Here is a 26,224-nt window from a genome sequence, read left to right on the forward strand (position 1 = left end):
GCATGAGCAACTCTGACACCAAGACACCCGGCCTGTTCTCCCGGATGTGGCGCGACTATTTGCGCCAATACTGGCCAACAATGAGTGTGGCCTTCTTTTTCATGATGATCGAAGGCTCGACGCTGGCGGTGCTGTCATGGATGCTCAAGCCGCTTTTTGACCGTGTATTCGTCGGCGGCGATACCGGCGCGATCTGGTGGGTCGGCGGCATCATCTTTGCCCTGTTCTGCACCCGCGCCATGACGCTGATCATCAACCGGACGCTGTTGACGCGGGTCTCTCTGTCGGTCTCGACCGCGATGCAGACCGACCTGCTGCGCCATATCCTGACACTGGATTCGCGCTTCTTTCAGGAAAATCCGCCCGGCGCCCTGATCGAGCGTGTGCAGGGCGATACCATCGCCGTCCAGGGACTGTGGTCCACGCTGATCGCGGGGGCGGGGCGTGATCTGGTGGCGCTGGTGTCGCTGTTTACAGTGGCGCTGCTCATCGACCCGTGGTGGACGCTGGCGGCCCTGATCGGCGCGCCGATCCTGATCGCGCCGATGCTGCTGGTGCAGCGCTATATCCGGCGCAAGATGCGGCAGACGCGGGAACAGGCCAGCGCGCGGGCCACCCGGCTGGACGAAGTGCTGCACGGCATCCGTGCGATCCGGCTGAACCGGATGGAGGATACGCAGGTCAGCCGCTTTGCCCGGATCGTCGGGCGGATCCGCAACGCCGAGGTCAAGATGGCCACGACCGGCGCGACCATCCCGGCTCTGATCGACGTGGTGACCGGGCTGGGCTTTGTCGGCGTGCTGGCTCTTGGCGGGGCCGAGGTCACGCGCGGTGAGCGGACGGTGGGCGATTTCATGTCCTTCTTCACGGCCATGTCACTGGCCTTCCAGCCGCTGCGCCGGCTTGGCCTGCTGGCCGGCACTTGGCAGATGGCCGCCGCCAGCCTCGAACGGATCTACCAACTCTTTGATACCAAACCGACCGTCTTTTCGGGACCACGAACAGAGCCACCCGGCGATACGACGATCCGTCTGGACGATGTCTGGCTGTCCTTTGATGGCCACCCTGTGTTGCAGGGCCTTGGCTTTACCGCCGAGGCCGGGCAGACCACCGCGCTTGTCGGGCCCTCGGGCGCAGGCAAGTCGACCGTGTTTAACCTGATCACCCGAATGATCGACCCCGACCGCGGCGAGGTCACCATCGGCGGGGTGCCGGTGCAGGACTTTACCCTGCCGGCGTTGCGCGATCAGTTCTCGACGGTGGCGCAAGAGGCAGCCCTGTTCGACGAAACGCTGCGCGAAAATATCCTGATGGGTCGGCCGGATGCCGATGCGCCCACCTTGACCCGCGCCGTCAAGGCAGCCCATGTCGCTGAATTCACCGACGGGTTGCCCCTGGGGCTGGATAGCCCGGCGGGACCACGCGGTTCGAACCTGTCGGGCGGTCAACGTCAGCGCGTGGCGATCGCGCGCGCGGTGCTGCGCGATGCGCCGGTGTCGCTGCTGGACGAGGCGACCAGCGCATTGGATACGGCCAGCGAACGCATGGTGCAGGATGCGCTGGACACGCTGTCCTCCGGGCGCACGACGCTGGTCATTGCGCACCGGCTGTCCACGATCCGTCAGGCCGACAAGATCGTGGTGATCGAGGCCGGACGGGTTGTCGAAGAGGGAACGCATGACCAATTGACAGCCATGGGCGGCGTTTACGCGCGTCTGGTTCAGCTGCAATTCGGGGAAAACTGATCAATGGATCGCACGATTATCCGCGTCACGGGCGATGACCGCCTGCCCTTTCTGCAAAACCTCGTCACCAATGAGGTGGCTCGCGGGCCGGCCTGGTCGGCGCTGCTGACGCCGCAGGGCAAATATCTGGTCGATTTCCTGACCGTGCCGGATGGCGACGGCATCCTGCTGGATGTCGACGCCCGTCTGGGCGATGACCTGTTGCGCCGGCTGACCATGTACAAGCTGCGCGCCAAGGTCGCACTGGAAGCCAGTGATCTGGGCGTCACGCGGGGCACGGGCGACGCACCGGCTGGCGCCATCGCGGACCCGCGCCACGCGGCGCTTGGCTGGCGGCTATATGGTGACAAGACGGGTGACAGCGATGACGGCAGCGATTGGGATGCGATCCGGGTGGAACACATCATTCCCGAAACCCTGATCGAGCTGATCCCAAACGACACCTACCCGCTTGAGGCTGGCTTCGATCGCCTGCACGGCGTCGATTTTCGCAAGGGCTGCTATGTCGGCCAAGAGGTCACCGCGCGGATGAAGCACAAGACCCAGTTGCGCAAGGGCCTGCGCCGCCTGCGGATCGAGGGTGCCGCGCCGATAGGAACCAGCATCACCCGCGAGGGCCGCGAGGTTGGCACGCTTTTCACGCAATCGGGCGGGCACTGTATCGCGCATGTCCGGTTCGACCGTCTCGGCGACGATATGCAAGCGGACGAGGCGCGGCTGTTCGACGTTTAGTCACTGTCCGTTCAGCGCGACTGCAGACAATCGCAACCCCCGGCAGCAGCCAATGAAAAACCCCGGCCATCGCTGGCCGGGGTCAAGGTCACTGTCCCGTCGTTCAAGACGTCAGTTCAAACGGCGCGCCACATCTTCGATGGCTTCGTCGATCCCTGCTGACCGCTGACCCGAGCCGACCTGTTTGCCCAGGATCTCGGATGCGGCGGCGATGGCTGTCTGCACCGCACGGTCGCGCACTGCCTTGACGGCATCGCTTTCGGCGCTGCTGATCTGGTCCTCGGCAGCCTTGAGGCGGCGCGCGATGGACTGTTTCAGGTCTTCACGGGCCTTGGCGGCTTGTGCCTCGGCCTCGCGTTTGGCGTTCGCTACGATCTCGTCAGCCTGGGTTTTCACCTCACGCTGGCGACGCTCGTAGCTGGCATAGATTTCCTGCGCCTCTTCGCGCAGGCGCCGGGCTTCGTCCAGATCAGCGCGAATGCCTTCGGCACGCTTGTCCAGCAAACCGCCAATGATCGACGGGATCTTGAAATAGATCAGGATGCCGACAAAGATCAGAAAGGCGATGGTGACGATAAAGTCGGTGTTCCGCAGCGAAAAGAACGGACCCGTCGCGGCAAAGGCCGGGCTGGCAGTCAATGCCAGCAGAGCGATCAGCTTTTTCATTGCAGGCCCCCTTTCAGACGGCTTTCAACGGCACTGTCGACCTGACCCTGATCGGCATTGCCACCAAAGGCGCGCACCAGTTCCGCGGTGACGTCCTTGGCAACAGTCTGCGCGTCGGTCTGCGCGGAAGAGCGGATCTCACCGATGCGCTTTTCCGATTCGACGGTCCGCGCGGCGATCTCTGAATCGGCCTCGACGATGGCAGCATCCAGTTGCTTCTGGATTTCCTGCTTGTTCGCAGCGACGATCTTTTGCGCCTCGGTGCGGGCCTCGGCCAGTGCCGCGTCATAGGCAGCCTCGGCCTCTTTGGCCTTTTGCTTGAATTCCTCGGCGGCCATCAGGTCGCCAGTCATCGCGCCCTGCCGGTCGGACAGAACGGCGGCGATGCGCGGCAAAGCGATCCGCGACAGCACCCAATACAAAACCAGCATCGTGACCACGAGCCAGAAGATCTGGTTCGGGAACGTGCTGAAATCGAGCTGCGGCATACCCGGTGCGCTTTCGGCACCGTGTTCGACGATCTCTTCGCTATGTTCGGCCGCGGTCGTGGCGGCCTCTTGCAACAGGCTGAACATATCCTACCCCTTGGCCTTTCAGGACACGATGGGGTGGCGACGCTGAACGCGCCCCACCCCGCCGCAAGGATGGGGCTGGATCAGACCGCGAACATCAGCAGAAGCGATACGAGGAATGCAAAGATCCCCAGAGCTTCTGCGAAGGCGATGCCGATGAACAGCGTCGCGGTCTGGCCGGCAGCAGCCGACGGGTTGCGCAGCGCACCAGCGAGGAAGTTGCCGGCAACGTGGCCCACACCGATGGCAGCTGCGCCCGAACCGATAGCGGCCAGACCTGCACCGATGTACTGCCCCAGTTCTGCGATATTCCCTTCCATGAGTGTCTCTCCTTGCGGTTGGAAGTTGTAGATTGATGATCCCGTCTGCGACGGGCCGTTAGTGGCCCGGATGCAGCGCGTCTTTCAGATAGACGCAAGTCAGGATGGTAAAGACGTATGCCTGGATAAAGGCGACCAGCACCTCCAGCCCGTACATGGCGACGACGGCGGCGATCGACAGCGGCGATACCAGCGCGATGGCGGCGAAGCCGGCAAAGACCTTGATCACGGCGTGACCGGCCATCAGGTTGCCGGCAAGACGAATCGAATGGCTGACCGGGCGCACGAAATAGCTGATCACCTCGATCACAGCCAGGATCGGCCGCAGCGCCAGCGGCGCGGACTTGACCCAGAACAGACCCAGGAAATGCGTGCCGTTCTTGACGAAGCCAAGCACCGTGACGCTAAGGAAAACGGCCATCGCCAGAACGCCCGTGACGGCGATATGCGAGGTGACGGTAAAGGCTTTGGGCAGCAGGCCCAGCATGTTCGCGAAGACGATGAACAGGAACAGGCACATGATATAGGGGAAATATTTCAGGCCATCCTTGCCCGCCACATCCTCGACCATCTTGTGCACCATGCCGTAACCCAGTTCGGCGATCGACTGGACCCGGTTGGGAACGATGGCGCGGCCGCGCGTGCCCATGACGAACAAGCCGACGACGCATAGCAGGATGATGCCCATCCACAGCGTTACGTTCGTGGGGGTATACCAATGCACCGCACCGTCACCGAACAACGGCTTGACGATGAACTGATCCATCGGGTGGAATTCCAGACCCGTGCTTTCGCCATGCGCTTCGGTCGCCACGTCAGCCCCTCTCGTCCTTCTCGGCCGTCTTGGCCGGTTGTGCCGTATCGTCGGCTGTCTTGCCCGACGTTTCGTTCAGTTCGGCCGCGGTGCGCATCATCGTCTTGATGCCGGCCGCGAAGCCGAGAAAAATAAACAGGATCAGCATGACCGGCATGGTGCCGAGCAGCAGGTCCAACCCGTAGCCGATGCCAAAGCCGATCCCCAGCCCCGCCACCAATTCGATCACCATGCGCCAGGCGATATGCGCCTGATCATGTGTCGCCATTGGCTTTGGCCCGTCACCGACCCGCGTCTTGCGTGTCAGCCGGTCCTCAAGATCGCGCAGACGGGCAGCATCTTTCGCCCTTTCTGCATTCTCCAAAGGCCCTTCGGCCATCTCTCACGCCCTCGTTACAGGTTGGCCGGGTGATAGGCTGGCAGGCACGCCGAGTCAAGCAACGCCACGAAAATATCAACCCATTGTTTTAAAATGACTAATTTAATCGCCCCGCGACACTTGATCTGCTTGCATTCGCAATCCTGCCCGGCGATAGTCAACCGCCCGGTTGACTATTAATCCCATGAACCACACAGAAAACGCACGCCTCGACCAGATTTTCGCAGCCCTTGCCGACCCGACGCGGCGCAGGGTGCTGTCGATGTTGCTGGAAGACGACATGGCCGTCAGCGATGTGGCCGAGCCGTTCGAGATGAGCCTGGCCGCCGTGTCCAAGCATCTGGGCATCCTTGCCGCAGCCGGTCTGATCCGTCAGGAACGGCACGGGCGGATCAACTGGTGCAAGCTGGAACCGACCGGGATGCGGGCGGCCACGGTCTGGATGCAGGGCTTTGGGCAATTTGATCCGGTCGATCTGGACGACTTTGAACGCTTTCTCGAGGCCGAGATGACGGAATGGGACCGCGAAAGAGGCGAAGATGACTGAGCAGCCTGATATCATCTGCATCGGTGCAATGCTGTGGGACGTGATCGGGCGTGCGCCGCGCGCGATGAAGGCCGGGCATGACGTGCCGGGCCGCATCGCCCATATCCCCGGCGGCGTGGCGCTGAACGTGGCCATCGCGCTGGCGCGGCGCGGAATGCGACCTGCGGTCCTGTCAGCGGTCGGACTGGAACCCGAGGGCGACGCGCTGGTCGCGGAAAGCGCGCGGCTTGGGGTGATGACCGCGCATCTGATCCGCGACCCCGACCTGCCCACCGATTGCTACATGGCGGTCGAGGACAATTCCGGCCTCGTCGCAGCCATCGCCGATGCGCATTCGCTGGAAGCCGCGGGCGAGCGTATCCTTGCGCCGCTGGATAACGCGCTTGCCGGTTGGCAGGGCGTGGCGGTGGTCGATGGCAATCTGACCGAACGCCTGCTGGCCCGGATCGCTGGCGACCCGCGCCTTGCCCATGCTGATCTGCGCATTGTGCCTGCCAGTCCCGGTAAGGCCAAGCGCCTCGATCCACTGATCGCGGCCGGACGCGGTTGCTTTTACCTGAACAGGCTGGAGGCCGAGATCATCGCGGGCCGTGCCTGCGCCGATGCCGTCACCGCAGCCGAGGCAGTGACCGCCAAGGGCGCGCGCCGTGTCATCGTCACGGATGGCGGAGAGCGGGTGGCAGACGCCATGTCCGGCCAACCCACGCTGACCGCCACGCCGCCCGCCGTTCGCATTGCACGCATCACCGGCGCAGGCGATTGCTTTCTGGCCGCCCATCTGGTCGCGGAACAGCAAGGCGCAGATCGCGACGGCGCGCTGCAGGCCGCAACGCAAGCCGCCGCCGCGCATGTGGCGGGCAAGGACCTGCCGTGACCGTGCCACAGATGCGGTGATTGGTTTCCTGCGCTGGCAACGCGAGCTAGCCCCCCTGCCTGACGGTTGCGCCTCGACGGGCGCTTGGGTATCAGCCCGGCACCGGTCGCAGCCTACCCGGTCAACAAAACAAGGACTGACATCATGAAAGCCATCGTGGTCTGCTCGGGCGGACTTGATTCCGTTTCACTGGCCCATGTGCTGGCCAATCAGGGCGCGCTGTCGCGGCTGGTCTCGTTTGACTACGGCCAGCGACACCTCAAGGAACTGGATTTCGCGGCCCGCTGCGCGCAGCGCCTGTCCGTGCCCCATCACATCATCGACATGCGCAGCATTGGCGCGGCGCTGTCAGGTTCGGCGTTGACCGATGATATTGACGTGCCTGACGGCCACTATGCCGAAGAGACAATGAAGATCACCGTCGTTCCCAACCGCAACGCCATCATGCTGACCATCGCCTACGGCATTGCCGCCGCGCAGGGCGATACGGCGGTGGCCACGGCGGTACATGGTGGCGATCATTTCATCTATCCCGATTGCCGGCCCGCTTTCACGCGCGCCTTTGAGGCCATGCAACACGCGGCGCTGGACGGATATGCGAATGTCACGCTGCTGACGCCCTTCGTCGATCAGTCCAAGGCCGATATCGTGACCGCGGGCGCGCAGGCGGGCACGCCATTCGCGCAAACATGGTCCTGCTACAAGGGCGGCGCGCTGCAATGCGGGCGCTGCGGCACTTGCATTGAACGGCGCGAGGCGTTTCATCTGGCCGGCATCCCTGATCCGACCGTCTATGCCGACCCGGATTTCTGGATCGCGGCAACACAAGGGACACAGGCCTGACATACGGGTTTGGCAAGGCACGCGGATATGCTGTCTTCCAGCGCCCCTTGCCTGTAACGCCCCGTCATGCGACCAGCCCGGATAAAGGAGCCCGCCATGACCCAAGCCCCCCTGTCCTTTTCCCCCGAAGTCCGCGCCGCGCTGGATGCAGGCCAGCCCGTCGTCGCGCTGGAATCGACCATCATCACCCATGGCATGCCCTGGCCCGACAATCTGGACATGGCCCGCAAGGTCGAGGCGACCATCCGTGAAAACGGCGCCGTCCCCGCGACCATCGCGGTGATGGGCGGGCGCATCCATATCGGGATGCAGGATGCGGCGCTGGAGGCGCTGGCCCAAACGCCGCCCGATCAGGTGATGAAGCTGTCGCGCGCCGATCTGGCGGTTTGCGTTGCCAATGGCCGCACCGGCGCCACAACGGTTGCGGCCACGATGATCTGCGCCGCGCTGGCCGGCATCCGCGTCTTTGCCACCGGCGGTATCGGCGGGGTGCATCGCGGCGCCGAGGACAGCTTTGACATCAGCGCCGATCTGCAGGAACTGGCCCATAGCCCGGTCACCGTCGTTGCGGCGGGTGCCAAGGCCATTCTGGACCTGCCCAAGACGCTGGAAGTGCTGGAAACAATGGGCGTGCCGGTCATTGCCTACGGGCAAGACGATTTTCCGGCCTTCTGGTCGCGCCAATCGGGCCTTGCCGCACCGCTGCGCATGGACAGCCCCGACCAGATCGCTCAGGCCGCCGCGATGCGCGCCGTGATGGGCCTGCCCGGCGGGCAATTGGTGGCCAATCCGATCCCCGAGGCCGATGAAATCCCGCGCGAGATCATTGATCCGGTGATCGAACAGGCGCTGTCCGAGGCTCAGGCGCAAGGCATCGCCGCCAAGTCGGTTACGCCCTTTCTGCTGGGACGCATCTTCGAGTTGACCGATGGCCGCTCGCTGCAATCCAATATCGCGCTGGTCCTGAACAACGCAAAGCTGGCCGCGCAGATCGCAGCATCCGCCACCGCATGACCATCGACGACCGGTTCGCGCAGGCCATCGTTTCGTCGGACTCGGCGCGGCGGATCTAACCCGAAACGCGCGCCGGCATCACGCCCGCAAACAGTTCAGCCAGATCCACCGTGTCGCGATTGTTCAGCGCGTCTGCGTGGTCCTCGATGAAACGATGTGCCGAGGCCTGCCCCGCCGCTTTCATCCGGTCCAGCAAACCGGGCGAGGGAATCATCTTGGACCGCGCGTTCAGATCGTTCATCAACATGTCGTCCAGAACCATATGCACCAGCACGTTCTTCATCGGCCGGTTGGTCAGACGCTCTTCCGCAGCAAGCCGCTTGACGAAGTTGATCGCCCGCAGTTCCCCCAGCAGGGATGCGTTAAAGCTGACTTCGTTGATCCGATCCTGAATATAGGCCGGCGTCTTGGGTAGTGCGTCTCGGGTCATCGGATTGATGTTCACGATCACGATGTCGCGCGGCAGCGCCGGATCATAAAGCGGGAAAAGGGCCGGGTTGCCGGTATAGCCGCCATCCCAATAGGCCTCCAACTCGCCCGTCGTCTGGTCTTTGATCTCGACCGCGCGGAACAGGGTTGGCAGGCAAGCCGAAGCTGTTACCGCCGCCACCGACAGGTTTGCCCCGCCAAACACCTTGATCCGCCCGGTCCGGACGTTCGTCGCCGAGACGAACAGGCGCGGTCCACCCTCTTTCCAGAAAACCGGGTACGGCATCTCGTGCAGGATCGCGGCCAGCGGATTGCTGTAAAACGGACCGGAATCGTAGGGACTGAACACGCGGCTCAGGCTTTCCAGCCAGGCGACGGGCGTGAACATCTCGGTCCAGCGCTGCATTCCGCGCGGCACCGGCATCATCGAGTGCAGCCAGCGGATCATGCGATTGTCGCTGACCTGTGCGACCTCGGTCCAAAGATAGGTCATGTTCTCGCGCGCCGCACGCCGCCCGTTGCGCCCGCCAAGCGCCAGGCCCGCCGTGATCGCCGCCCCGTTCAACGCCCCGGCAGAGGTGCCGCTGATGCCCGATATGGTCAACCAGTCTTCCTCTAGAAGACGATCCAGGACGCCCCAGGCAAAGGCGCCATGCGCGCCGCCGCCCTGCAACGCCAGATTAATGCTTTTCTCTTTCAAAACAGACCTCTGCCTATATTCGCGATTGCAGCATATCAGAGCCGCGCGGCAGCCGCACCCATGGTCGCGACAAGGTGTTCCCGAACAGGTTCCACCAGGGGGCCAGCTGCGTCAGCAATAGCTTTCCGGCCCCAGCGATTGCTGCGCGTTATAGCGTGCACCATGGGCAAAGCCTGCGGGCAGCAATCGTTCGATCTCGGACAATTGCGCGGGCGTCAGGGTCAGATCGGCGCCCTTGGCGTTTTCCTGCATATGCGCCGTGCTGCGCGATCCGGGCAGCGCGATGACATGGGGTGCGCGCGACAAGGCCCAGGCGATTGCCACTGCCTCGGGGCTGTGGCCCAGATCGCGGGCGTAATCGGCGAAGATGCTGATCCTGGCCATGTTCAGCGGATAGTTCTCGGGGCCGAAGCGCGGCATGGCGCGGCGCAGGTCGCCCTCGTCAAAAGTCGCGGGCTTGGGCGGTGCGCCCGTCAGCACGCCACGACCCAGCACCGAAAACGCCATCAGCGCCGCCCCGTGCCGGGCGCAGGCCTGCACAATTCCCAACTCTGGCAGGCGCGACCATAGCGAATATTCCGACTGCACCGCCGCGATGGGCGCCACGGACGCCGCGCGTTCCAAGGTCGCGGGCGAGACCTCGGACAGGCCGATGGCGCCGATTTTGCCCTCATCCTTCAGCCGCGCCATTTCACCGACGACATCCTCGACCGGCACTGATGGATCGCGGCGGTGGATGTAGTAAAGGTCGATATGCTCCACCCCCAGCCGTTTCAACGAGCCCTCGATGCTGTCACGCAGATGCGGGATTTCGTTGTTGAAGGGTCGCTCGGGCTTGCGGGTGATGCCGAATTTGCTGGCGAGCACCACGTCGCGGCGACGATCCTTGAGGAATCGCGCCAGTAATTCCTCGGACTGGCCCATGCCATAGACATTAGAGGTGTCGAAATGGTTGATCCCCAGATCAAGGCAGCGCGACATGCAGCGCATCGCCTCGTCCGGATCGCCGGGCGCGTAGGCACCCAAGAAATTCATCGTACCAAGAGCGACTGCGCCCACCATCGGGCCGTTCGCGCCCAGTTGCCGTTGCTGCATGATCCGAACCCTCGTGTTTTCCAGACGCGATCCTGACGGCAGAATTGCGGAAAGAAAAGCTGGTCTCCGCGCGATCACGCCCTCAGCCGCGCCGAGCCGATCTATTCACATGAACAAAACCGCGGGCCACGCTGTGTCCGCATGACGCCCGCTCAATCCTCGGCGTTCGCCTCTGCCCGGCTCTTGCCCGATACGTCGAGTGCCAGCGTAGCCGCCATGAAGGCGTCCAGATCCCCGTCCAGCACACCTTGGGTGTCGCTGGTTTCGTGCGACGTGCGCAGATCCTTGACCATCTGATAAGGCTGCAAGACATAGGACCGGATCTGGTTGCCCCAGCCCGCATCACCCTTGGCATCGTGCTGGGCGTTGATTTCGGCATTCCGGCGATCAAGCTCGGCCTGATAAAGGCGCGATTTCAGCGCGGCCATGGCATTGGCCCGGTTCTGGTGCTGCGATTTCTCTGAACTGGTCACCACGATCCCGGTCGGCAAGTGGGTGATGCGCACAGCCGAGTCGGTGGTGTTCACGTGCTGCCCGCCTGCGCCGGACGAGCGATAGGTATCGATGCGGATTTCATTATCGGGCACGGTGATCTCGATGTTCTCGTCCACGACCGGATAGACCCAGATCGAACTGAACGAGGTGTGCCGGCGCGCTGCGCTGTCATAGGGGCTGATGCGGACCAACCGGTGCACGCCGCTTTCCGATTTCAGCCAGCCATAGGCATTGTGACCGCTGATCTTGTAGGCCGCCGACCGGATGCCGGCTTCTTCGCCCGGGCTTTCGGACATCAGTTCGACTTCATAGCCCTTTTTCTCGGCCCAACGCACATACATGCGCGCCAGCATCGACGCCCAGTCGCAGCTTTCCGTGCCGCCAGCGCCCGCGTTGATTTCCAGGAAGGTGTCGTTGCCGTCGGCCTCGCCGTTCAACAGCGCCTCAAGTTCCTTCTTGGCCGCATCCTCGGCCAGCGCCTTGAGATTTGCCTCGGCCTCGGCCACCAGATCGGCATCGCCCTCGTCGCCCGCCAGTTCGACCATCTCGGCATTCGCGTCCAGATCGTCGCTGATCCGCTGATAGGTCTCGATCGCCTCGGACAGGGCCTGACGGTCACGCATCAGCTTTTGCGCGCGGGCCGGATCCGACCACAGGTCGCCATCCTCGATCAGGGCGTTCATCTCTTCCAGCCGGTGAGGCGCGGTTTCCCGATCCATCCGCTGCCCCAGCAGGGTCAGCGATTTGCGAATCGCATCTATCGTTGCCTGAGTCTCTGCGCGCATGAAGCGAATTCCTTGGGGTCTGGTCGAACCGGGTAGATAGCGCGCAGCCGAAGCGTGAACAAGGGCCGCGCCCCTCTTGCCTGCGCCAGAACCACGGGCTGATTGGAAAAATCACGCCCAAAGGCTATGGTCGAGGCTCGTGCCCGAAGAACCCACTCATTCAGGAAAGGCCCGTTTCATGAAATATCTCAGCAGTTCGCTGGCCGTTTTGTGCATTGCCGCTTGTGCGCCCACCACGCTGGAGCCCGCCGGCGGTGGCTGGGGCGATGCGCCACCTGTCACCGCCGCAGACTATGCGCTGCGCGACGCGGCGACGTTCAGCCTGACAGGTCAGGAATCTCTGGCCGAGGCCGGCGCTATCATCCAGTCTGCCCTTGCCAATCCACCCGGCGAAACCGTCGAAGGCAACTACACTGAAGATCTCGACATCTATTCCGGCGCGATCATCGGCCTGCCGCGCGGCGCGGTGGTGATGACACGCGAAAATCTGTCCGATGATTCCGTCCGCAGCGAACAGCATGTGATCGAATTCGACGTGTCGGACGAAACCGGCGCGGCATCTGCCACCGTCTATGGCATTCGCTTCAAGTGCCGGGAAGGTCGCGGGCCTACCGATTGGACCGCCCAGCTTTGCAGCTAAGGCCGTGCAATCGGTCGCCCGGCTGTCAGTAAAGGCCGCCTGAACTCAGCGTACCGAAATCGGCCTTTTTCGGGATGACCTTCTGCTGCCCCGTCGAAGTGGTGATCGCGGTCGCGGCGTTGGATGAGGCCGAGGCCTCCCATGGCAGGGTGGTGGTGTCATCCCCAAAGCCACCAACGATCAACGGCGACAGCCAGTCGGGGTCGGTGCCATCGCGGAAATATTCCGAGATCACGTCCGGGCCGCTTGCATCATCAGGCAGGCGCTGGCCGGTGACCCGGTTGATCTTGACCCAGTGGCCACCGGGCGGTACGCGGAAATCGGTGCCGCCGTATTTCTGCACCGCCTCGCGCATGAAAGCGTTGAACACCGGCACGCATAGCGTCCCGCCATAGGCATCGCTGCCCAGGGTGCGCGGCTGGTCATAGCCAAGATAGCAACCCGCCACGATATTGCTGGAAAAGCCCACGAACCACACATCCTTGGCGTCATTGGTGGTGCCGGTCTTGCCCGCAATCGGCACCGGCAGGTTCACGCCCTTGCCCGAGCCGCGCTGAACCACGCCCTGCATCATCGAGGTCAACTGAAAGGCCGTGACCGCGTCCATTACCCGTTCGCGGTTATTGTCGATGATCGGCCCCTGCCCTGCCGGCAACGCCTGCTGGCCGCAGGTTTCGCAGACCCGCTTGTCATGGCGATAGATGGTGCGTCCACGGCGGTCCTGCACCCGGTCGACCAGTGTGGGTTCGACGCGCTCGCCGCCATTGGCGAACATGGCATAGGCCGCAACCATCTTGAACAACGTCGTTTCCTGCGCGCCAAGGCTGTTGGCAAGGAACGGGTCGAGATGGTCATAGACGCCGAAACGCTCGGCATAGTCGGCGACCCGGTCCATCCCGATATCCTGCGCGACGCGGATGGTCATCAGGTTGCGCGATTGTTCGATCCCGGTGCGCAGCGGCGTCGGGCCATAAAAGCTGCCGCCCGCATTCTTGGGCGTCCACAGACCCTGCGGCGTGTTCACCCGGATCGCTTCGTCCACGACGATGGTGGCGGGGGTATAATTGTTGTCCAGCGCGGCGGCGTAAACGAACGGCTTGAAGCTGGACCCCGGCTGCCGCATCGCCTGCGTTGCACGGTTAAAGACCGATGACTGGTAGGAAAAACCGCCCTGCATCGCGATCACGCGCCCGGTATTCACGTCCATCGCCATAAAGCCGCCCTGCACCTCGGGCACCTGGCGCAGGGTCCAGCGGATAAAGCTGCCATCGCTGTCGCTGGTCATCGCGCGGACCATCACCACATCGCCCACTGACAGCAGATCGCTGGCGACATTGGCGCGCGGTCCCAGACTGCCATCCTCGCGGCGCGGACGCGCCCATTGCACGTCATTGGCGGGGATCCAGTGGCCGTCATCGTCCTCTTCGATGCCCTCGATACCGATTCGGGCATCGTTATTGCCCAGTTCCAGAACCACCGCCGGCATCCAGCCCGGAATATCGCGCGGCATCTGCGTTTCAAACAGCGCCCCACGCCAGGCGACCTCATCGACCATCTGCTCAGGCGTCAGGCTGACCTCGGTGCCGTGCCAGACACCACGGCTGCGGTCATAGCGTTCCAGCGCCTCGCGCAGCGCGTTCGAGGCCGCACCCTGCATCTCGGGTTCGACGGTGGCACGAATGGCCAGACCGCCACCGAAAAATTCGTCCTGCCCGAATTCACGGCTCAGCTGACGGCGGATTTCATCGGTAAAGTAATCACGCGGGGGCAACTGTTCCTGAAAGGCCACGAAATCGCCGTTCTGAACGCTGCGCAGCGGCAGCTTTGCCTCGGCTTCATAGGTGGCCTGGTCGATATAGCCGTTCTGCCACATCTCGCGCAGGACATAGTTGCGCCGCTCGGTCACGCGTTCCTTGGCGCGGACCGGGTGATAACGGCCCGGCGCCTGCGGCATGGCGGCCAGCGTCGCGGCCTCATGCGGGGTCAATTCGCTGAGCGTCTTGTTGAAATAGGTCTGGGCGGCGGCGGTCACGCCAAAGCTGTTCTGACCCAGAAAAATCTCGTTGAGGTACAGTTCAAGGATCTGGTCCTTGGTCAGCGTCTGTTCCAGCCGCGTGGCAAGGATCAGTTCCTTGACCTTGCGCTCGACGCTGCGGTCGCTGGACAGCAGAAAGTTCTTCATCACCTGCTGGGTGATGGTCGAGGCGCCGCGCACGTTTTCGCCGCGCGACTGCACCGCCTGCACCAACGCACTGATCATCCCGCGTGCGTCATAGCCGGGGTGATTGTAGAAGTTCTTGTCCTCGGCGCTGACAAAGGCCTGCTTGACCAGATCGGGCACGTCCTCGATCGGCACGAACAGCCGGCGCTCCTCGGCGAATTCGTCGATCAGCCGGCCTTCACCCGAATAGATGCGGCTGATGGTCTTGGGCGTATATTGCGCCAGGGCTTCGTGGCTGGGCAGATCGCGGGAATAGATCCAGAAGATCCCGCCAATGGTCAGCGCGGCAAAGACCGCCGCCGTTACCACCCATGAAAAGATGCCACCAAAGAATGAAAGAATACCGCGCAGCAAGGATCAGGCCTTTCGTGAATCGCTTGCCTCTATAGTCTGCGGCTGATGGCGCGTCAAAACAACCTTGGGTTATCGGAGAAACAGCTATTCCACGATCTCGGATGAATAGCGCAGCATGACCTGGGCGTGGTCCTTGAACTCAGACGCATGCAGAGCCTCGATCAATGCACGCAGACGCGGCGTCAGAATCATCAGATAGCGGCTTGGGCCCTCGATCTCGTCATAATCATGCGCGACGCCTGCGGGCATGTGCACTGTCGTGCCGGGACCCGCCTCGAAGGTCTCGCCCGTGCCGATGCGAAACAAAAGGCGGCCGCTGATCACATGCCAGGCCTCATCATCGCGGTGGTGGACGTGCAGATAGCCGGGGCCACCGCCGCTCCATTCGTGCAGTTCGAACTGCGGTCCGGCAGCCAGCGCCAGCCGCGCGGACAAGGTTGGGTCGCTGTGATGGACGATCGCCTCTGCCATGACCACAATTTGGCAGATCCCCGGGCTCGCGCAAATCGCGGGCTACTGCCGCAGCAGCGCCGCCCTTGCGCCTTCATCGCGTGACCAACCACCGATGGCTGCGACCAGTGCGCCCACCATTTGCGAGCGCCAGGCCGGATCGGTCAGATGCGCGCGATCGACCGGGTCCGTGAGAAACCCCAACTCCAGCAGGACAGAGGGGATATCGGGCGATTTCAGCACCGAGAAACGTGCCCCCTGCACCGGCCGGCTGTGCATGTCGATGCCAGCCAGTGCCATGCGCGAGGCAAGAAACTTGGCAAAGTTCTCGGACCGGGGCTGCGTCTCGGTGCGGGCGATGTCCATCAGCACGCCCGCCAACGCGTCATCCGTGCCGGTCAGATCGAGCCCCGCCAGCAGATCATCGCGATCATGTCGCTGCGCCAGCAACCGGCTGGCCGCATTATTGGCAGTGGGGTCCCACAGATAGATCGTTGCGCCCGCAGCCTGACCGGCGGGCAGCGCATCGGCATGCAAAGAAATGAAGAGATCGGCACCAGCGGCCCGGGCAGCGGTCATCCGTGCCTCCAGCCCCATAAAGCGATCCTCTTCGCGGGTCACAAAGACCCCGATCCCTGCGCGTTCCAGCGCCTCTCGCGCGGCATGCGCGAAGTCCAGAACAATGCGCGCCTCGGATTCGCCGCCAGCCAGCGCGCCGGGGTCGATGCCGCCATGACCCGGATCCAGCGCCACGATCAACCGGTCGGCCTGAGCGTCCTTGGGCATGGCAGGATCGTCAGGCGTGGCCGTTACCGTCGCCGGCTCGGGCAAAGTGCGCGACGCGGTCGAGGCGCTGGCGCGCGGGCGAAAGTCCTCGGGCTGCACCGGCTTTAGCGCGACGGTCAGAACGGGCTGCATGGCGCGCGTCGACAGCCCGCTTTGCGTCACCGCGTAAGGGCCCGGCAATTCGGTCACGATTCGCGACCAGCCGCGTTGGAACCGCCCCCACCGGATCGCCGGCACAAGATCAGCGCCAAACAGTTGCTCGGGCCGGGTCTGGTCGAAATCGACGTCCTTGAGGTCAATTACCAGACGTGGTGGGCCGTCCAGCAGGAACACCCGGTAGGGGACCGCCCGATCCAGCGTCAGCCGCAATTGCATCGGTCGAGGGTGTCCCCGATCAGGGCCCTGCGCGGTCAGGGACGAGGCCCCCAGATCAAGCCGCGCGGCGTCCTGCGCCGCCGCAGGCAGCGCTGCAAAAAGAGCCATGGTCAGCACAAGGATCAGTCGCAGTGCGGTCATCGCGCCGTCATGAAGGCTTGCAACCGCGCCAGCCCCTCGGCGATTTCGGCGGTCGAGCGGGCATAGGAAAAACGCAGCATCCGGTGCCCGCGATCGGCGTCGAAATCAACGCCGGGGGTCACGGCGACGCCGGCCTTGTCCAGAATCTCGGCGGCGAATGCCACGCTGTCATCGGTCAGCGCCGAAACATCGGCATAGATATAAAAGGCTCCGTCCGGCGGCGCGATGCGGTCAAAACCGGCCTTGGGCAACCCGTCCAGCATCAAGCGGCGGTTTTCGGCATAGGTGGCCAGGTTCGCCTGCGCCTCATCCTCGCAATCCAGCGCGGCGAGGGCCGCGACCTGACTGACATGGGGCGGGCAGATGAACAGGTTCTGGGCCAGCCGTTCAATCGTGCGCAGATGCGTTTCGGGCACCACCATCCAGCCGATCCGCCAGCCGGTCATGCTGAAATACTTGCTGAAGGAATTGACCACGAAAACGTCGTCGCTGATTTCAAGCGCGCTGTGGCAGGGCCTGTCGTAGGACAGGCCGTGATAGATCTCGTCCGATATGACGGCGGTGCCTTGCGCCTGCGCCCGGTCGATCAGCCCACCCAGCGCATCCAGCGTCAGCATCGTCCCCGACGGGTTGCCGGGCGAGGCCAGCATCAGCCCCTGAACGTCACCCGGCAGATCATCGGGCAGCGGCTGAAAGCGATTTTCCAGCGTGGTCGGTATGCTCACGGGTTCCAGCGACATCGCCCGCATGATCTGGCGATAGCTGGGATAGCCCGGCGCACCCAGCGCCACCCTGTCGCCCGCGTCAAACAGCGCCGAAAAGGCCAGGATGAACGCACCTGATGATCCCGGTGTCACCACGACACGGGCCGGGTCCAGATCGACGCCATACCAGCGGCGATAAAGATCCGCGATGCCTTGGCGCAATTCAGGCAGGCCCAGCGCCACCGTATAGCCCAGCGGCTGTTCCAGCGCCGTTGCCAGCGCAGCGCGTGCGCCCGCCGGCGCACCGGTGCCGGGTTGCCCGACCTCCATATGGATGATGTGCCGGCCTGCCGCCTCGGCGGCGCGAGCGGCCTCCATCACGTCCATGACGATGAACGGGTCCACCTGCCCGCGTCGGGATTGTCGCATCTGCTCTGCCTGCGGCTTTGTTTTGCCGCCGTTCTAACGAGTGTGGCGGTCTGGCTCCACCCTTTTCAGCTGTCCTTTTCGCCGCATACCAAGCCCCACTGGGGATCGTTGCAGGCCACGGCTGCCGGCCAAGGCGGCGCGGGATGCTCACGCAGGCGTGTCCTTGTCATCAGCGGCGGCGCGGCTAAGGTGGCGCGCGAAACCGAAAGGATGCCTGATGAAACGCCTGATCGCCGCCCTGCTGCTGACCGCCACGCCTGTGATGGCCTTCGATATCGATGCCATGACAGATGACGAGCAAGCGGCCTTTGGCGAGGCTGTGCGCGAGTATCTGATGGCAAATCCCGAGGTGCTGATCGAATCGATCAATGTGCTAGAGGAACGGCGCGCCGCGGATGCGGCCCAGAATGACGAGGTTCTGGTCCAGCAATTCGAGGATGAGATCTTTGCTGACGGCCATAGCTGGGTCGGGGGCAACCCCGATGGTGATCTGACCATGGTCGAATTCATCGACTATCGCTGCGGTGTCTGCCGACAGTTCAATGACGAAGTGCAGGATCTGGTCGAAGCAGACGGCAATATTCGCCTGATTCTGAAAGAGTTCCCGATTCTGGGCCAAGACAGCGAGGCCTCGGCCCGCTTTGCGGTTGCCGTCAAGCAGATCGGCGGCGACGACGCCTATATGAAGGCTCATGACGCCCTGATCACCCTGCGCAGCAGCGCCACGCTGGAGGCATTGAAGCAGATTGCCGGCGAGATCGGCGTCGATCCGGATGCCGTGGTCGAGGCGATGAACAGCGACGCGGTGAATGATGTGCTGCGCAGCAACCATCAGTTGGCTCAGAAGATGTCCATCCAGGGCACGCCGACCTTTGTCATCGGCACCGAACTGCTGCGCGGCGTGCCGCAAGCCGGGCTGACCGCCACGGTCGAGGCCATCCGCGAGGCGCAGGACGGCTAACGGACGGCTACGCTGCGCGATTTGGGTTTGGCACGCCACTCGCACCCAAGACGTCCCTGTCGCGATGGGCTAGACTGACCGCATGGGACAAAGACAATCCTCAGAGGCACCGCATGCCGGGTGACGCCCCGCGACCGCGCAAGATCATCCATATCGACATGGATGCCTTTTATGCCTCGGTCGAGCAGCGCGATCACCCCGAGTTGCGCGGCAAGCCCGTGGCCGTAGGCGGATCGTCGCTGCGCGGTGTCGTTGCTGCCGCCAGCTACGAGGCGCGCAAGTTCGGCGTCCGCTCTGCCATGCCATCGGTTACCGCCAAGCGGCAGTGCCCGGATCTGATCTTCGTGCGCCACCGATTTGACGTCTATCGCGCGGTCAGCGCGCAGATCCGGGATATCTTTACCGACTACACCCCGCTGGTCGAGCCGCTATCGCTGGACGAGGCCTATCTGGACGTGACCGACCACCTCTGGCCCGGTCAGACCGCCACACAGGTCGCCCGCGAAATCCGCGCCCGCGTTCTCGAAACAACGCAGCTGACCGCCAGCGCCGGCGTCAGTTACAACAAGTTCCTGGCCAAGCTCGCATCCGACCAGAACAAGCCCGACGGGCTCTGCGTCATCCCGCCCGAAAAAGGCGCCGATTTCGTGCAGTCTCTGCCAGTCGGAAAATTCCACGGCGTCGGTCCGGCGACCGCGCGCAAGATGCAGGCAATGGGCATTCAGACCGGTGCCGATCTGAGGGTGCAGCCGTTGGAATTCCTGCAAAAGCGCTTTGGCAAATCAGGGCACTATTACTGGAATATTTCGCGCGGGATCGACCACAGGCAGGTGCGCCCCGACCGCATCCGCAAATCCGTGGGCGCCGAGAACACCTATTTCACCGATCTGATGACCCTTGATGTGGCGACAGAAGCCCTGGCCCCCTTGGCCGATAAGGTCTGGCGCCATCTGGCCAAGCACGAGATCCGCGGACGCACGGTGACGCTAAAGATCAAGTTCTCGGACTTTCAGCAGATCACACGCGCACGCAGCCTGCCGCAGCCGGTCAGCAGCCAGGACGAGATGCTGGGCATTGCCTGTAATCTCGCAGCCGCCGTCCTGCCCGACCCGCGCGGCGTTCGCCTGCTGGGCATCACCCTGTCGGGTTTCGACCAAGAGACGGCAGAGGCCGATGACGGCCAACTCAGTCTTTTCGACTGACCGGGCCCGTCCGCGCGGATGGCATGGCCAGCCGCCCGCGGATCAACGGCCCGGGCCGCCACGCGGCTTGGCCCGCAATGTCGGATCTGCCTGCGTCGGGTCTTCGGGCCAAGGATGGCGCGGATAGCGACCGCGCATATCCTTGCGCACATCGGCATAGGAATTGGCCCAGAACCCCGGCAAGTCAATCGTTACCTGAACCGGCTTTTGCCCCGGCGACAGCAGCGTGATCCGCAACGGCCGCCCGCCAACAGCCGGATGCTGCGTGACGCCGAACAGCTCTTGCAACCGCAGTTCGATCGAGGGCGTCTCATGATCATAGTCAATCGGCACCTTGCGTCCCAACGGCGTCAGAAAATGCGCAGGCGCCTCGCGGCCCAGACGTTGCTGGCCCTCCCATCCGATCAGGGATTGCAACGGCTCGACCAGATCCAGCGACCGGATATCGGCCAGCGTCCGCAGCTTGCCCAGCCAGGGCAACAGCCAGCCTCCATCGGCCAGCAGGCTTTCGTCATCCACCGCCGGCATATCCCGGAGCAGGGATATCCGCGCCCGCAATCGGGCCGCGGCCTTGCTCCACGGCAGACCATCCAAACGCAGCCCGTCCAGCACCGCCTGCGCAACCCTGTCCTCGGGCACATCAGACCAGATCCGATCCGACAGAACCAGGGCACCAAACCGCTCTTGCAGGCGGGCCATGACGCGACCATCACGCCGCGACCACTCGCAGATTGCATGTTCCTCGACCCCCTCGGGATACAGTCCACGCAGTTCCGCCTCGCTCAACGCCGCCGCCATCCGGATCTTCGCCTCGCGCGCATCACCTTCCAGATCGACCGCCACGATCAGCCTCTGCCCGGCCAGCGGATCGCTCGCCGCCAACACCGCTCCCTTACCCCCCGACAGCACAAAGCGGGGATCATCACCCTTGCGCCGCAACCCCACGCGATCAGGATAGGCCAGTGCCGATATCGCGCCCAGCGCAAGTCCCGACCTTTCTTCTTCAGTCAAATATCCTCGGGGGGTGCGGGGGGCAGACAGCCCCCCGCCGTCGCGGGACGCAACCAGACGGCGCAGGCGTCTGGCCTCTTCGCGGATCCGGTGCAGCGCGGGCATATTGATGTCATGGGGATGGCGCGCGCGCGGATCGCGGATTGCCTTGAGCCGCAAGTCCAGATCGACTGGCGCACCGCGCAAAGGGTCGCGATCGGCCAACAGGGCCGCCAGATCTGCGGCCTCGGGACCCGCGACGACCAGCATATGCGCCAGACGGGGATGCAGGGGCAGCCGTGTCAGCAGCCGGCCATGATCGGTGATCCGACCCGCCGCATCCAGCGCGCCCAGATCACGCAGCAAGGCGCGCGCCTCTGCCAGCGCCCCATCGGGCGGCGGGGTCAGGAATGCCAGATCGCCCGGCTCTGCCCCCCAGCTTGCCAGTTCCAGCGCCAGCCCCGTCAGATCGGCCACCGCAATCTCGGGCGGCGCAAAGGCGGGCAAGGCCCCCTCTTCCGCCCGCGCCCACATCCGGTAACAGATGCCGGGCGCCACCCTGCCCGCACGCCCGCGCCGCTGATCAGCCTCGGCGCGGCTGACGCGTTCGGTCACCAGCCGCGACATGCCGCTGCCGGGATCGAATCGTGCGCGTCTTGCCCGACCGGCATCGACCACCACCCGCACCTCGGGAATCGTCAGCGAGGTTTCCGCAATCGCCGTGGCCAGCACGACCCGCCGCTGCGCGCCCGGTGCAGACAGCGCGGCCCGCTGCGCCTTGGCATCCAACGCCCCATAAAGAGGCAGCACCTCGCAGCTGTCGCCCAGCAATCCCATCACCCGCCGGATCTCACCCTCACCGGGCAGAAACGCCAGCAAGGTGCCGCCGGTCTCGCGGGTTTCGGCCTCGGCCAGCAGGATCAATCGCGCCGCCTCATCGACCAGCCGCGCACCGGCGGGCAGTGGTCGATCCAGCCAGCGCGTCTCGACCGGAAAGGCGCGGCCCTCGGATCTGACGACCGGCGCGCCCTGCATCAGCGCTGCGACCGGCTCGGCCTCCAGCGTCGCCGACATGACCAGCAAGGCCAGATCCTCGCGCAGCGCGCCGCGCGCCTCCCAGACCAGCGCCAGACCCAGATCGGCATTCAGGCTGCGTTCGTGAAATTCGTCAAAGATGACGCATCCAATCCCTGCCAGAGCCGGGTCAGACTGGATCATCCGGGTCAGAATGCCTTCCGTGACCACCTCGATCCGCGTGCCAGCCACCGCCTCCCCCCGGATCCGATAGCCGACCCGCGCGCCAACGGCCTCATGCAGCCCCTCTGCCAGCCGCTCGGCTGCCGCCCGCGCGGCCAGGCGGCGCGGCTCCAGCATCAATATCTTGCCCCTGACCTGATCCAACAGCGCCAGCGGCACCCGCGTCGTCTTGCCCGCACCCGGCGGTGCGACCAGCACCGCGCAGCCTTCTGCAGCAAGCGCCTCGGACAGGGCAGGCAAAACATCATCAATTGGCAACCGATCCTGCATCTCGCGGGTTATGGCAGAGGGCAAAGGGCCGCGAAAGCCCGCCCCTATGAAATCACCGCCCGCACGCCTATCTTCCAGCGGATTGGCGAACACACGGGCCGGACATAAAAAAGCAGAGGCAGGCATGGGGATAGGCAGCAATCTGATGCAAGGGCTTGGCCTTGCGGACCCGTCCATACGGATCGGGGTGACCGGGTTGTCGCGCGCGGGCAAGACGGTTTTCATCACCTCGCTGGTCGCGAATTTGATGGATCGAGGTCGGATGCACGCCTTGCGCGCCGCCGCCGACGGCAGCATCAAGACCGCATGGTTGCAACCCCAGCCCGATGATACGGTGCCGCGATTTGACTATGAGCGCCATCTGGCTGCACTGACCGGACCCGAGCCGCACTGGCCAGACGGAACCCGCCATGTCAGCCAGTTGCGCCTGTCGCTGAGGGTCCAGCCACAGGGCATGTTCGCGGGCTTGCGCGGTCCGCAGACCATCCATATCGACATTGTGGATTACCCCGGCGAATGGCTGCTGGACCTGCGCCTGATGGAACGCAGCTTTGCGGAATGGTCCGCTGAAACGCTTGAACGGATGGCAGACCGCCCGGGCGCGGGCGAATATAAGACCGCGCTGGACGGCATCGATCCGTCCGCGCGCTTTGATGAACCCACCGCCCAGCATCTGGCCGAGGCCTATACCAGCCATCTGCGTCAGGCCCGCGAGGCCGGTTGGTCTGACTGCACACCGGGGCGGTTCCTGCTGCCCGGAGAAATGGCCGGGTCCCCCGCGCTGACATTTGCGCCTCTGCCCGCGACGATGAAAGACGGCCCCCTTTATCGCGAGTTTCGCCGCCGTTTCGATGCCTACAAGTCACGGGTGGTCAAACCCTTCTTTCGCGATCACTTCGCCCGGATCGACCGGCAGGTCGTGTTGGTCGATGTGCTGGGCGCCATCCATGCCGGGCCGCCGGCTGTCGAGGATATGCGCCGTGCCATGGCCGATATCCTGACCGCCTTTCGTCCAGGCCGCGCCGGCTGGTTGGCGCAGCTATTGGGCGCAAGACGGGTGGAGCGCATCCTCTTTGCCGCGACCAAGGCCGATCACCTGAACCACGTCCAGCATCCGCGGCTGACCAATATCCTGACGGCCACCCTGCGCGAGGCCCGCGACCGTGCCGATTTCTCCGGCGCCCGGACCGAGGCCATGTCGATTGCCGCGCTGCGCACGACCACCGAAGATGTCATCCGACAGGGCGACGAGGATCTGCCCGCTGTCCGTGGCACGCTGATGGACGGGCGGCAGGCGGCGTTCTTTCCGGGCGAGTTGCCAAATGACCCGGCGGTCTTGCTGCATCCCGCCCGCGATGGCGCGACCGAATGGTTGAACGCGGATTATGCCATCATGAACTTCGCCCCCGCCGCCGGCACCGCGCGGCAAGGCGACGGCCCGCCCCATATCCGGCTGGACCGGGCGGCGGAATTCCTGATCGGGGACCGGCTATGAGCAATGACGAGACACCCAGGAAACGCGGCCCCGTGCTGATCGAACTGGGCGAACCCACGCGTGATGCCCGCCCCGACCCGCGCCCCTTTGCCGGCGAAGAGCCGCAGGCGCAGACGCGGGCCGGCCAACACAGCAGCGCGCGCAGCGAAACTCGCGATGACAGCGGTCCCAACCCGGCCGATGCACCGCCCATCGACGACGGTCTGGGCGCCCGGCCCCGCCCCCGCACGATGGAAATGGTGACGCGGCTGGTCGGGCGTGGACCCTCGCCGCTGACCCGGTTCTTCATCAATACCGGGGTGGCGCTGTTTACGTTCCTGCTGGCGATCTCGGCGCTGAATTTCATCAACCGCCTGATGAACGCCTATCCGATCCTTGGCTGGGTCGGCATCGCGCTCTTTGCCGCCTTTACCCTTGCAGCCCTGCTGATGGCGTTTCGTGAATACCGGGCATGGGCACGGTTCGCGCGGATCGACAGCATCAACCGCGAGGCCGGCACGGCACTGGCAAATGGTGATCTGGCAGCGGCGCGCAAGGTCGCGGGCCAGTTGCAATCGCTGTATGCCAAGCGACCAGAACTGGACTGGGCCCGTCAAAACCTGAAAGACCGCCAGGCAGACGCGATGGACGCCGAAACCTTGCTGGTGCTGACCGAGACGAACCTGATGGCGCCGCTGGATCAGCAGGCACGGCGCGAGATCGAGGCCGCATCGCGCACGGTCGCCGCAGCCACTGCGCTGATCCCTCTGGCGCTGGCCGACGTAATGGCGGCGCTGGCGGCCAACCTGCGGATGATCCGCCGAATGGCCGAGATTTACGGCGGTCGCGCGGGCGCCGTGGGCGGCTGGCGGCTGGCGCGCACGGTGATGACCCATCTCATCGCCACGGGCGCGGTGGCTGCGGGCGATGACCTGATCCACACCATGGCCGGTGGCGGCGTGCTGGCCAAGGTCAGCCGCCGCTTTGGCGAAGGCGTCGTCAATGGCGCCCTGACCGCCCGCGTCGGGATCGCCGCGATGGAGGTTTGCCGCCCCATGCCCTTTATCCACCAACCCCGCCCCAAGGTCGGCAATCTGGTCACACGCGGTCTGCGCGGGCTGTTCGGAGGCGACGACGCACCGCCAGACACCAAGCAATGAAACCGCCGATCGGTCTGGCATCGCAGGTTGCAAGACCAGACCAAGGGTAATCGCACATTGCTGGCGGTTTACGGTGCGGATCTGGCGGGCCTGATCTGTTTCGGCCCCGCTGGACATGCGGCGCTGCAGCCCGGCGGAGAAATTCATCACCTTCATGTCGCGCCCACCAAGGGGCGCAGCGGCATTGGTCGCGCTGTACTGACGCAGGCGCTGGACGAGTTGCTTGAGGCCGGGTATGATCAGGCATCGCTGGCGGTGGTGGCAGAAAACGGTACCGCGCGGCGATTTCATCAGGCGCCAGGTGGCGCCGAGGCTGGTCGCTTTACTGACCCCGGCCCGTTGTCGCGCTCGGACAATGTCATTATCCGCTGGCCGTTGCGGTAAGCAGGAAAGAGGCCCCCATCATGGATTTCAGCAACATCCAGCGGGGCACGCTGCCCGATCATCTGGGGCTGGTCTGGGACAGCGCCGAAAAGGGCCATGTCACCGGCCATATGCAGGTTCAGCCGCATCATCTTGCGCCCAATGGCTATCTGCACGCGGCATCGGTGATTGCGCTGGCCGATACCGCCTGCGGCTATGGCTGCATCGCAAGCCTGCCCGACGGCGCAAAAAGCTTTGCCACGATCGAACTCAAGTCGAATTTCCTCGGCACCGCGCGCGACGGTGTGGTTCAGACCGTGGCCACCATCGCCCATGCCGGGCGCACGACACAGCTATGGGACGCCGAGGTCACACATCGCGACACTGGCAAGCGGATTGCACTGTTCCGGTGCACCCAAATGATCCTCTACTAACGC

The 26,224-nt window shown here is 64.2% G+C and carries 26 protein-coding genes; 13 read left to right on the top strand and 13 right to left on the bottom strand.

Annotated features, from left to right (window positions below):
• Positions 1-2 precede the first annotated feature (2 nt).
• Together CUV01_RS05200 and ygfZ are read left to right on the top strand one after the other, a co-directional pair.
• A complete protein-coding gene (locus CUV01_RS05200; RefSeq protein ID WP_101459537.1) occupies positions 3-1,745 on the top strand; it encodes an ABC transporter ATP-binding protein in 1,743 nt (580 codons plus the stop codon).
• Between the two features lie 3 nt (positions 1,746-1,748).
• A complete protein-coding gene (gene ygfZ, locus CUV01_RS05205) occupies positions 1,749-2,477 on the top strand; it encodes a CAF17-like 4Fe-4S cluster assembly/insertion protein YgfZ (protein ID WP_101459538.1) in 729 nt (242 codons plus the stop codon).
• 111 nt (positions 2,478-2,588) lie between these two features.
• Here the strand turns inward: ygfZ and CUV01_RS05210 are convergent, their stop codons facing one another.
• The 5 genes from CUV01_RS05210 to CUV01_RS05230 all read right to left on the bottom strand — a co-directional run bounded on the left by CUV01_RS05210 (position 2,589) and on the right by CUV01_RS05230 (position 5,228).
• Positions 2,589-3,143 (bottom strand): F0F1 ATP synthase subunit B, encoded by a 555-nt coding sequence (locus tag CUV01_RS05210; RefSeq protein ID WP_101459539.1) that lies wholly within the window; start codon positions 3,141-3,143, stop codon positions 2,589-2,591.
• On the bottom strand, positions 3,140-3,718 hold the full coding sequence (locus CUV01_RS05215) for a F0F1 ATP synthase subunit B' (RefSeq protein WP_101459540.1): 579 nt from the start codon (positions 3,716-3,718) through the stop codon (positions 3,140-3,142). The genes CUV01_RS05210 and CUV01_RS05215 overlap by 4 nt, the downstream gene beginning before the upstream one ends.
• Positions 3,719-3,798: 80 nt before the next feature.
• On the bottom strand, positions 3,799-4,035 hold the full coding sequence (locus tag CUV01_RS05220; RefSeq protein ID WP_101459541.1) for a F0F1 ATP synthase subunit C: 237 nt from the start codon (positions 4,033-4,035) through the stop codon (positions 3,799-3,801).
• 58 nt (positions 4,036-4,093) lie between these two features.
• The gene (locus CUV01_RS05225; protein WP_198731879.1) at positions 4,094-4,849 is read right to left on the bottom strand and encodes a F0F1 ATP synthase subunit A; all 756 of its coding nucleotides are present in this window, start codon (positions 4,847-4,849) and stop codon (positions 4,094-4,096) included.
• Between the two features lies 1 nt (position 4,850).
• Complete coding sequence (locus CUV01_RS05230; RefSeq protein WP_101459542.1) at positions 4,851-5,228, bottom strand: AtpZ/AtpI family protein; 378 nt, start codon at positions 5,226-5,228, stop codon at positions 4,851-4,853.
• 184 nt (positions 5,229-5,412) lie between these two features.
• Here CUV01_RS05230 and CUV01_RS05235 point away from each other — a divergent pair, with 184 nt between their 5' ends.
• The 4 genes from CUV01_RS05235 (at position 5,413) to CUV01_RS05250 (ending at position 8,506) form a co-directional block, all read left to right on the top strand.
• A complete protein-coding gene (locus CUV01_RS05235; protein WP_101459543.1) occupies positions 5,413-5,775 on the top strand; it encodes an ArsR/SmtB family transcription factor in 363 nt (120 codons plus the stop codon).
• The gene (locus CUV01_RS05240; protein WP_101459544.1) at positions 5,768-6,649 is read left to right on the top strand and encodes a PfkB family carbohydrate kinase; all 882 of its coding nucleotides are present in this window, start codon (positions 5,768-5,770) and stop codon (positions 6,647-6,649) included. The genes CUV01_RS05235 and CUV01_RS05240 overlap by 8 nt, the downstream gene beginning before the upstream one ends.
• Before the next feature lie 144 nt (positions 6,650-6,793).
• Positions 6,794-7,492: a 7-cyano-7-deazaguanine synthase QueC gene (gene queC / locus CUV01_RS05245; RefSeq protein ID WP_101459545.1), complete on the top strand. Its 699-nt coding sequence runs from the start codon at positions 6,794-6,796 to the stop codon at positions 7,490-7,492.
• 96 nt (positions 7,493-7,588) lie between these two features.
• The gene (locus CUV01_RS05250) at positions 7,589-8,506 is read left to right on the top strand and encodes a pseudouridine-5'-phosphate glycosidase (protein WP_101459546.1); all 918 of its coding nucleotides are present in this window, start codon (positions 7,589-7,591) and stop codon (positions 8,504-8,506) included.
• Between the two features lie 55 nt (positions 8,507-8,561).
• Here the strand turns inward: CUV01_RS05250 and CUV01_RS05255 are convergent, their stop codons facing one another.
• The 3 genes from CUV01_RS05255 to prfB all read right to left on the bottom strand — a co-directional run bounded on the left by CUV01_RS05255 (position 8,562) and on the right by prfB (position 12,010).
• The gene (locus CUV01_RS05255; protein ID WP_101459547.1) at positions 8,562-9,635 is read right to left on the bottom strand and encodes a patatin-like phospholipase family protein; all 1,074 of its coding nucleotides are present in this window, start codon (positions 9,633-9,635) and stop codon (positions 8,562-8,564) included.
• 111 nt (positions 9,636-9,746) lie between these two features.
• Positions 9,747-10,730: an aldo/keto reductase gene (locus tag CUV01_RS05260; protein ID WP_101459548.1), complete on the bottom strand. Its 984-nt coding sequence runs from the start codon at positions 10,728-10,730 to the stop codon at positions 9,747-9,749.
• 152 nt (positions 10,731-10,882) lie between these two features.
• A complete protein-coding gene (gene prfB / locus CUV01_RS05265) occupies positions 10,883-12,010 on the bottom strand; it encodes a peptide chain release factor 2 (protein ID WP_101459549.1) in 1,128 nt (375 codons plus the stop codon).
• 178 nt (positions 12,011-12,188) lie between these two features.
• On the opposite strand from prfB, the gene CUV01_RS05270 reads away from it, so the two are divergent.
• Entirely contained in the window at positions 12,189-12,650 is a 462-nt protein-coding gene (locus CUV01_RS05270) for a hypothetical protein (protein WP_101459550.1), read from the top strand.
• 25 nt (positions 12,651-12,675) lie between these two features.
• Here the strand turns inward: CUV01_RS05270 and CUV01_RS05275 are convergent, their stop codons facing one another.
• From CUV01_RS05275 to CUV01_RS05290, 4 genes are all read right to left on the bottom strand, one after another.
• Positions 12,676-15,225 carry a penicillin-binding protein 1A gene (locus tag CUV01_RS05275; protein WP_101459551.1) on the bottom strand — a complete coding sequence of 850 codons (2,550 nt, stop codon included), beginning with the start codon at positions 15,223-15,225 and terminating at the stop codon, positions 12,676-12,678.
• Positions 15,226-15,309: 84 nt separating this feature from the next.
• The gene (locus CUV01_RS05280) at positions 15,310-15,696 is read right to left on the bottom strand and encodes a cupin domain-containing protein (protein WP_101459552.1); all 387 of its coding nucleotides are present in this window, start codon (positions 15,694-15,696) and stop codon (positions 15,310-15,312) included.
• Between the two features lie 42 nt (positions 15,697-15,738).
• Complete coding sequence (locus tag CUV01_RS05285) at positions 15,739-16,977, bottom strand: N-acetylmuramoyl-L-alanine amidase (protein ID WP_101459553.1); 1,239 nt, start codon at positions 16,975-16,977, stop codon at positions 15,739-15,741.
• Positions 16,974-18,110 (bottom strand): pyridoxal phosphate-dependent aminotransferase, encoded by a 1,137-nt coding sequence (locus tag CUV01_RS05290; RefSeq protein WP_101459554.1) that lies wholly within the window; start codon positions 18,108-18,110, stop codon positions 16,974-16,976. Before CUV01_RS05290 ends, CUV01_RS05285 begins: the two co-directional genes overlap by 4 nt.
• A gap of 217 nt (positions 18,111-18,327) precedes the next feature.
• Between CUV01_RS05290 and CUV01_RS05295 the strand changes: the two genes are divergently transcribed.
• Both CUV01_RS05295 and dinB read left to right on the top strand, forming a co-directional pair.
• Positions 18,328-19,071, top strand: a complete 744-nt coding sequence (locus CUV01_RS05295; protein WP_101459555.1) for a DsbA family protein — start codon at positions 18,328-18,330, stop codon at positions 19,069-19,071.
• 113 nt (positions 19,072-19,184) lie between these two features.
• Positions 19,185-20,273, top strand: coding sequence for a DNA polymerase IV (gene dinB / locus CUV01_RS05300; protein WP_101459556.1), 1,089 nt, complete (start codon positions 19,185-19,187; stop codon positions 20,271-20,273).
• A 42-nt stretch (positions 20,274-20,315) separates the two neighbouring features.
• Here dinB and hrpB read toward each other — a convergent pair whose 3' ends face one another.
• Entirely contained in the window at positions 20,316-22,790 is a 2,475-nt protein-coding gene (gene hrpB, locus CUV01_RS05305) for an ATP-dependent helicase HrpB (protein WP_101459557.1), read from the bottom strand.
• A 124-nt stretch (positions 22,791-22,914) separates the two neighbouring features.
• Between hrpB and CUV01_RS05310 the strand changes: the two genes are divergently transcribed.
• From CUV01_RS05310 to CUV01_RS05325, 4 genes are read left to right on the top strand one after another with little or no spacing between them, the layout of a single operon-like run.
• Positions 22,915-24,285 carry a YcjX family GTP-binding protein gene (locus CUV01_RS05310; RefSeq protein WP_101459558.1) on the top strand — a complete coding sequence of 457 codons (1,371 nt, stop codon included), beginning with the start codon at positions 22,915-22,917 and terminating at the stop codon, positions 24,283-24,285.
• Complete coding sequence (locus tag CUV01_RS05315) at positions 24,282-25,424, top strand: YcjF family protein (protein WP_101459559.1); 1,143 nt, start codon at positions 24,282-24,284, stop codon at positions 25,422-25,424. Before CUV01_RS05310 ends, CUV01_RS05315 begins: the two co-directional genes overlap by 4 nt.
• A 27-nt stretch (positions 25,425-25,451) precedes the next feature.
• Positions 25,452-25,808 (top strand): GNAT family N-acetyltransferase, encoded by a 357-nt coding sequence (locus CUV01_RS05320; protein WP_101459560.1) that lies wholly within the window; start codon positions 25,452-25,454, stop codon positions 25,806-25,808.
• Between the two features lie 20 nt (positions 25,809-25,828).
• Entirely contained in the window at positions 25,829-26,221 is a 393-nt protein-coding gene (locus tag CUV01_RS05325; protein WP_101459561.1) for a PaaI family thioesterase, read from the top strand.
• Positions 26,222-26,224: the final 3 nt, after the last annotated feature.

Source organism: Paracoccus tegillarcae, assembly GCF_002847305.1.
Classification (GTDB): Bacteria; Pseudomonadota; Alphaproteobacteria; order Rhodobacterales; family Rhodobacteraceae; genus Paracoccus; species Paracoccus tegillarcae.